7 protein-coding genes are annotated in these 7,056 nt (G+C 39.3%); 3 read left to right on the top strand and 4 right to left on the bottom strand.

All coding sequences use genetic code 11. From position 1 onward, the window contains the following. The first annotated feature begins 77 nt into the window (after positions 1-77). Positions 78-836, top strand: coding sequence for a glycosyltransferase family 2 protein (locus tag HMPREF2750_RS09735; protein WP_070583777.1), 759 nt, complete (start codon positions 78-80; stop codon positions 834-836). 63 nt (positions 837-899) lie between these two features. On the opposite strand, the gene tpiA is transcribed toward HMPREF2750_RS09735, so the two are convergent. Next, positions 900-1,691 (bottom strand): triose-phosphate isomerase, encoded by a 792-nt coding sequence (tpiA, locus tag HMPREF2750_RS09730; RefSeq protein ID WP_070583775.1) that lies wholly within the window; start codon positions 1,689-1,691, stop codon positions 900-902. Positions 1,692-1,891: 200 nt separating this feature from the next. Between tpiA and HMPREF2750_RS09725 the strand changes: the two genes are divergently transcribed. Together HMPREF2750_RS09725 and xerC are read left to right on the top strand one after the other, a co-directional pair. Further along, on the top strand, positions 1,892-2,326 hold the full coding sequence (locus HMPREF2750_RS09725) for a GNAT family N-acetyltransferase (protein WP_070583773.1): 435 nt from the start codon (positions 1,892-1,894) through the stop codon (positions 2,324-2,326). Next, positions 2,326-3,213 (top strand): tyrosine recombinase XerC, encoded by an 888-nt coding sequence (gene xerC, locus HMPREF2750_RS09720; protein WP_070583772.1) that lies wholly within the window; start codon positions 2,326-2,328, stop codon positions 3,211-3,213. The genes HMPREF2750_RS09725 and xerC overlap by 1 nt, the downstream gene beginning before the upstream one ends. Before the next feature lie 84 nt (positions 3,214-3,297). Here xerC and lptD read toward each other — a convergent pair whose 3' ends face one another. The 3 genes from lptD to aroE are packed head-to-tail and all read right to left on the bottom strand — an operon-like array spanning position 3,298 to position 7,053. Then, positions 3,298-5,640 carry an LPS assembly protein LptD gene (gene lptD, locus HMPREF2750_RS09715; protein WP_070583770.1) on the bottom strand — a complete coding sequence of 781 codons (2,343 nt, stop codon included), beginning with the start codon at positions 5,638-5,640 and terminating at the stop codon, positions 3,298-3,300. A gap of 46 nt (positions 5,641-5,686) precedes the next feature. Beyond that, positions 5,687-6,238, bottom strand: coding sequence for a DNA-3-methyladenine glycosylase I (locus tag HMPREF2750_RS09710; protein WP_070583769.1), 552 nt, complete (start codon positions 6,236-6,238; stop codon positions 5,687-5,689). Next, positions 6,235-7,053: a shikimate dehydrogenase gene (gene aroE / locus HMPREF2750_RS09705; RefSeq protein ID WP_070583767.1), complete on the bottom strand. Its 819-nt coding sequence runs from the start codon at positions 7,051-7,053 to the stop codon at positions 6,235-6,237. The genes HMPREF2750_RS09710 and aroE overlap by 4 nt, the downstream gene beginning before the upstream one ends. Between the last annotated feature and the right edge of the window lie 3 nt (positions 7,054-7,056).

Genomic DNA, 7,056 nt, shown 5'->3' with positions numbered 1-7,056 from the left:
AAAAAAAACGCCACATAAAATAAATTCGGTTATACTTACAAAAACTTCAGCTAGTATAGCAAAAAAAGGATCAAAATATGCCAACAATTAGCGTTGCCATGATTGTCAAAAATGAAGCGGCAGATCTTGCTCAATGTCTCGATACGGTAAAAGATTGGGTAGATGAAATCATTATTGTCGATTCAGGCAGTACTGATAATACCCAAGAAATCGCAGAACAATATGGTGCAAAATTTTATTCGCATCCTGGTTGGCCTGGCTTTGGCAAGCAACGCCAACACGCACAACAATATGTCACCAGTGATTATGTTTTGTGGTTAGATGCAGATGAACGTGTCACACCGAAACTTCGTGAATCCATTCAACAAGCCGTTCAACAAGATTCACCAAATACGGTTTATGATATTCCTCGTGTGAGTGAAGTATTTGGGCGTGAAATCCGTCATTCAGGTTGGTATCCGGATTATGTGGTGCGTTTATATCGTACAAATTATGCAGGCTATAATGATTCACTCGTACATGAAAAAGTGGTTTATCCTGAAAACACGAAAGTACAGAAATTAACTGGGGATTTGGAACATTTTACCTATAAAAGCATTCATCACTATTTGGTGAAATCTGCGGGCTACGCCAAAGCTTGGGCAGATCAACGCCAAGCAAAAGGTAAAAAAGCAACATTGTGGCAAGGTGTCAGTCATGCCATCGGGTGCTTTGTCAAAATGTACATTTTAAAAGCTGGTTTCTTAGATGGAAAACAAGGTTTTCTGCTTGCGGTACTTTCGGCCCACTCCACCTTTGTGAAGTATGCTGATTTATGGGAGCGTAATCAGCATTAATCAAAAACAAAAAGTGCGGTTAAAATTGACCGCACTTTTTTATTTCTTGTAGAACAAGAAAAATTAGTTTTTCGCTGCTGCAGCTGCTTTCACGATTACTGCAAACGCAGGCGCTTTAAGTGAAGCTCCGCCCACTAACGCACCATCGATATCTGGTTGAGTGAATAATTCTGCTGCGTTAGCATCATTTACTGAACCACCGTATTGAATGATCACTTGATCTGCTACAGCTTGTGATTTTGCTGCAATGTGGCCACGAATAAATGCGTGAACAGCTTGTGCTTGTGCTGGAGTTGCTGATTTACCCGTGCCGATTGCCCAAATTGGTTCATAAGCAATTACTGCACCATTAAATGCTTCTACACCTAATGTATTGATGACGGCATCAATTTGACGTGCACATACTTCTTCAGTTTTACCTGCTTCGTTTTCAGCTTCAGTTTCACCGATACATAATACTGGTACTAAACCTGCTTCTTTTAATACACCAAATTTTTTCGCTACAAATTCGTCGCTTTCTTTGTGGTAAGTACGGCGCTCAGAGTGACCGATAATAATGTATTTTGCACCAAAATCTTTTAACATTTCGCTAGAAATATCACCAGTAAATGCACCTTTCACATTGATATCTACGTTTTGTGCACCTAACTGAATCACACTTTTACCGCCGCAGCTGCAACCACAACCAGAAAGTGCCGCTTCAGCCGTACCTAAATACATAACAGGTGGGGCAATTGCCACATCACAACCTGTTACATCATGTAATTCTGCTTTTAATCCTTCGATTAATTCTTTGGTAAACGCTTTGGAACCGTTTAATTTCCAGTTACCCATCACTAAAGGACGACGTGCCATTTTTGTTTCTCCATATTGAATAAATAAAAAGTGTGTTTACTATACCAAACTTTGAACAGATTTCTTTGTGCAAAATCACATTTTGAAAATTTTTTTGGGTAAATGATGATTATTTTGTGCTAAAAAGCTACAATCTACTGTACGGAACCGATAAAAAAATAAATAATTTTATAAATAAACGGAAAATAGGTCTGGTAACAATGAAAATTTTCAAAGCCGAACAATGGAATATAGAAGTGCTTGCTCCGCTCTTTGAAGCCTATCGACTTGCTAACGGAATGAGTGAAAATCCTGACCGCACTTTAACCTTTTTAACGAATCGTATACGTTTTAATGAAAGCATGTTTTTTGTTGCTGTAAACGAAAACTCTCAGGCGATTGGTTTTGTTCAACTTTATCCTCGCTTATCCTCTTTACAACTACAACGCTATTGGCAATTAACCGATATTTTTGTAAAAGAAGATAAACATCAAGCCGAGATTTATGCTGCTCTTATTTCTAAAGCGAAAGAGTTTGTCCGTTATACACAATCTAATCGTTTAGTGACAGAATTAAGCCAAGCCCAACAGAGTATTTTAGAACGCGAAGGATTTAAACTAAATACGAAAAAAAGTTTGTTTGAATTAACTCTCTAATGCATACACTCCTCAATCAATATTGGGATTACTTGCGAATTGAACGCCAAGTAAGCCCACATACTCTCACTAATTATCAACATCAACTGGATGTAATTTTAGCGATTCTGGCTGAAAAAGGTATTCAGCACTGGCAGCAAGTGAATCCTAGTGTGGTTCGTCTTATTTTGGCAGAAAGCCGTAAGCAAGGTTTAAAAGAAAAGAGCTTAGCATTACGTTTATCTGCCCTTCGTCAGTTTTTCAGCTATCTTGTGCAGCAAGGTCACATGAAAGTGAATCCCGCGACGGGTATTTCAGCACCGAAACAAGGCAAACATTTACCAAAAAATATTGATGCTGAACAAGTCCAAAAATTGCTTTCAAATGACAGCAAAGATCCTATTGATTTGCGTGATCGTGCGATGATGGAATTGATGTATAGCTCAGGGCTTCGTTTATCTGAATTACAAGGATTAAACCTCAATAGTATTAACACTCGTGTACGTGAAGTCAGAGTGATTGGTAAAGGAAACAAAGAACGTATTGTGCCTTTTGGACGTTATGCTTCTCATGCAATTCAGCAATGGTTGAAGGTACGCCCTTTATTTAATCCTAAAGATGAAGCGCTTTTTGTGAGCCAACAGGGAAATCGCCTTACTCATCGTTCTATTCAAAAACGAATGGAAACCTGGGGCATTCGCCAAGGATTAAACAGCCATCTCAACCCACATAAACTACGCCACTCTTTTGCCACTCACATGTTGGAAGCAAGTTCAGATTTGCGTGCCGTTCAAGAGCTTTTAGGACACAGCAATTTATCCACCACGCAAATTTATACGCATTTGAATTTCCAACATCTTGCAGAAGTGTATGATCAAGCCCACCCTCGAGCAAAACGAAAAAAATAAGTAAAATGCGGTCAAAAACCGTCATCTTTTTTAACCGCACTTCTAAACAAAAAGGCTACCTTTCGGTAGCCTTTATTCATTTAACTATAAGCTAAATGCTTGAATATAAGGAAGTTTACCTTTCTTCAGCATGTCTTCAATACCGCTTTGATGGTCATTTTCACCTAAGCCTCGTAATTCAAAGGTAACGCCAACACTGTTATCATAAACGACTTGATCGTCACGTTGATTCTGGCGACTAGTGACATAACGTCTCGCCCCGACACCAACAGACCAACAGCACGAGTTATATTGCACGCCCACATATTGCTCAACCGGTTTTTTCAACGCAATATCTTGATAATATTTTCCCACAAGCGCCCAATTATCTGAGACTTCCCATGCAGCCACAACACCAATCTGTTTAATGTCTTGTTGGTAACGGTTAGCAGAAGCACCCAAATTTTGGTTGATGTACTCTTTGCTCGCATAGCGATAATTTAACTGAATCAGATTATTCTTCATCGGGTTAAATTCCAAACTGCTATTCGCTAATGAGGCTTTATCTAGCAATGTATCGTATTGGTAGCTACCGCGCCAATTCCATTTATCGCTAATTTTCCAGTTAGACTCCAAGGCCCAAGAAGAAGATGATTTTGGCGTACGATTATTTGGATTATCATCAATTTTTGATGCCGTTAAATAATAAATTTGTCCTGCAGAGAAGTTAAAACGTTCATCAGCATTCTTATCATAAAAACGAGTTGTTCCACCAAGCGTTATTTGATTAGCGGATGAAATACGATCTAAACCACTATAACGACGATCACGGAATAATGAATAATAATCTTGTTGGACTAACGCAGAATCATAGCCAAAGCCAAGATAATCATTTACTTGTTTTGAACCTATATTACTTTGATCTTTATATGGTCGATACAAATATTGAACATGAGGCTCAAGCGTTTGTGTATAACCATCAAATAAGGTTTTATTACTTGCTAAAACTGTTTGTAAATCTACTTTTAATTGTGGCAATACACGATTTACTGATTTTTGTACGTCTTCTGCTACAGAAGATGAACCTTTTTTCTGGTTATAATGGGTCGCGTAAAGTTTAGTCTCAATATTCAAACTACCATATTTATTTGACATTGCTGTAGACAAGCTTGGTTCAACATGAAAACGCCATGCTTTTGGCATCAAAGCACTATCATTATCAAAGCGTACTGCTTGCGAAAATAATTTAAAATCGACCCAACCATTCGCCAAATCATTTTTGTAATAATTGAAGTCGATTTGTGGCATCGCTCGGTAAGGCCCGATATCGACTTCATCAAAAATCTGGAACTGACGTGCTGAAATCGCTAAGTTGTAATTAGGTTTATAGTAAGCAATACGTGCGTATTGATTTGCATAACCATCAGTACTGTCACCATAATCTGAATCAAAATCGGTGAAATAACGTTTATCACTTACCTTAGTGTAATCAACATTTAAACGCCAGTTTTCAAGAAAAGAGGAATTATGGTTCCAATAGAACAAATGACGCTTACGATTATCACTGGTATATTCATCATAACGATCACGTCCTAAATATTCGCCAGCAAGTCTACCTTCACCAACAGGTGTTAAATAACGGAATTCACCATTTAATTGCCAACCACGACGAGACATATATTTTGGTGCAAATGTGGCATCATAATTTGGTGCAATGTTCCAATAAACCGGCTGTTTATACCAATAACCATCACGACTAGAATGACCGACTGTTGGCATTAATAAACCTGAACGGCGGCGATCACCAATCGGTAATTGTAGATAAGGAGTGTAGAACACCGGCACACCTAACACTTTAAAACGTGCGTGCCAAAATTCAGCATATTCTTCTTTAATGTGCTGACGAATCTCAGAAGCATCTACTGCCCACGCATTATCGTCGGGCAAACAAGAGGTAAATGTCGCGTTTTTCATCAAGCGGTAATCATCGCCTAACTCGATTTCTTGTGCTTTACCACGACCTTGACGTCCTACAAGTTGGTAGTCTGCATCGGTTACGTTACCATTTTTGCTATCTAAATTAAAACTCGCATCATTACCTAATAGATTGATTTGATTATCTTTATAATCAAATCCACCACGTAAATAAGCCCAACGTTGTGCTTGTTTGCCTTCCCCTGTTTGTTTAACTTCAACTGAATTTCCTACCAGATGGCGGTTTCCTTGTTTCAAATCCACATTGCCTTGATAAATCGCCTGAGTTGGCTGATTAATCTCTGCTTTATCTGCTTCAATATAAACTGGCAAATTATTGACATCACCTTTCACAACTTCTCCAGTAAAGTGAGGCACACCAAGCAGACATTGAGAATGCAGATCTGCCAAACTTTGTTGACTATAAAGTGCGGTCAGAATTGAGATTGAAATTAAGGTATATTTTTTATTCATAATTCAGTTCTTACTCAGATGAAATTAGGGGGATTATACTGGAATATCACTTACAACAACAGCCATTTATATGGTCGTTAACTAACCCCATAGATTGCATAAAGGCGTAGCATGTCGTTTCCCCGACAAAGACAAAACCACGTTTCTTCAACGCTTTTGACATTGTTTTTGAGGTTTCAGTTCTGGCAGGTATTACAGAAATATCCGGTACATCATTGATAATCGGTTGATGATTCACGAACGCCCACACAAAATCACTGAAATTTTCCCCGCACTTTTCCATGGCTAAATAGGCTTTAGCATTTTTCACAATGGCTTCCAGTTTTGCTCGATGACGGATAAGTCCGCTATTTTCCATACAACGATCAATATCTTGTTCGGTCATTTGCGCAACTTTAATAGGATCAAATTGATGGAATGCAACCCGATAGGCTTCACGTTTTTTCAATACAGTAATCCAGGAAAGCCCAGCCTGTTGTCCTTCTAAACAGATTTTCTCAAACAGTTTTTGGCTGTCAAATTGTGGCTTACCCCATTCCTTATCGTGATAGTCGATATAAATCGGAAGTTCGCCCACCCAAGGGCATCTTGTACTCATACCATATCCTTTTTAAGTTGTTCATAGATTGCAACAAAATCGGGCATCACCCCGCGCCAAAAATGGAATGAGTGGGCGGCTTGCGCCACCAACATACCAAAACCATCGCTGACATTATTTAGACCTAAGGATTTACAGTAGGCAATAAAAGGCGTGTCACTACCCTTGGCATATTGCATATCATAGCAAGCTCGAGCTAATGATAAGATTGAGGCATCAACAGCGGCGGTATGTCCGCTTAATCCGGCCGAAGTTGCATTGATCACTAAATCGTAGGTTTGCGCGGAAATTGCATCCATTGCTACAGCTTCAATTGTGCCGTAGGGCTTGAACTTATTTGCCAGTTGTTGCGCTTTTTCTAACGTACGGTTAGCCAAGACAATCTGCTGTTGTGCTTCTAATAAAGGCAGTAATACCCCTTTGGTTGCCCCGCCGGCACCTAAAATTAAAATGCGCTGTTGTGGCTGAATCCAACCTAAGCGTTGTAAATCCGTCACTAAACCAATGCCATCGGTATTGTCCGCATAGAGTTTGCCGTTAGCTAATTTTTTTAGTGTGTTACAGGCTTCTGCCAATTTCGCCCGTTCGCTATGCTCTTCAGCGAGTGCATAGGCACGTTCTTTAAATGGTGCGGTAATATTGCAACCTTGTGCCCCTTCAGCAAAAAAAGCCTGTAATTGCTGCTCAAAACTCTCAAGATCACCCAATTTGGCAACATATTCCATCGTTTGCTGGGTTTGCTTGGCAAATAATCGATGAATCAACGGGGATTTACTTTGAGCAATTGGATTGCCCCAAACGGCATAGTGCTGCATGTT

The sequence above is a fragment of the Haemophilus sp. HMSC066D02 genome (genome assembly GCF_001810545.1).
Taxonomy (GTDB): Bacteria; Pseudomonadota; Gammaproteobacteria; order Enterobacterales; family Pasteurellaceae; genus Haemophilus_D.
Note: the sequence above shows the minus strand (reverse complement) of the source record. Positions and strands in the feature narration are given on the sequence as shown.

Coding starts and splice junctions, on each gene's coding strand:
- HMPREF2750_RS09735 (WP_070583777.1), top strand. CDS start 78: ATGCCAACAATTAGCGTTGCCATGATTGTCAAAAATGAAGCGGCAGAT.
- tpiA (WP_070583775.1), bottom strand. CDS start 1,691: ATGGCACGTCGTCCTTTAGTGATGGGTAACTGGAAATTAAACGGTTCC.
- HMPREF2750_RS09725 (WP_070583773.1), top strand. CDS start 1,892: ATGAAAATTTTCAAAGCCGAACAATGGAATATAGAAGTGCTTGCTCCG.
- xerC (WP_070583772.1), top strand. CDS start 2,326: ATGCATACACTCCTCAATCAATATTGGGATTACTTGCGAATTGAACGC.
- lptD (WP_070583770.1), bottom strand. CDS start 5,640: ATGAATAAAAAATATACCTTAATTTCAATCTCAATTCTGACCGCACTT.
- HMPREF2750_RS09710 (WP_070583769.1), bottom strand. CDS start 6,238: ATGAGTACAAGATGCCCTTGGGTGGGCGAACTTCCGATTTATATCGAC.
- aroE (WP_070583767.1), bottom strand. CDS start 7,053: ATGCAGCACTATGCCGTTTGGGGCAATCCAATTGCTCAAAGTAAATCC.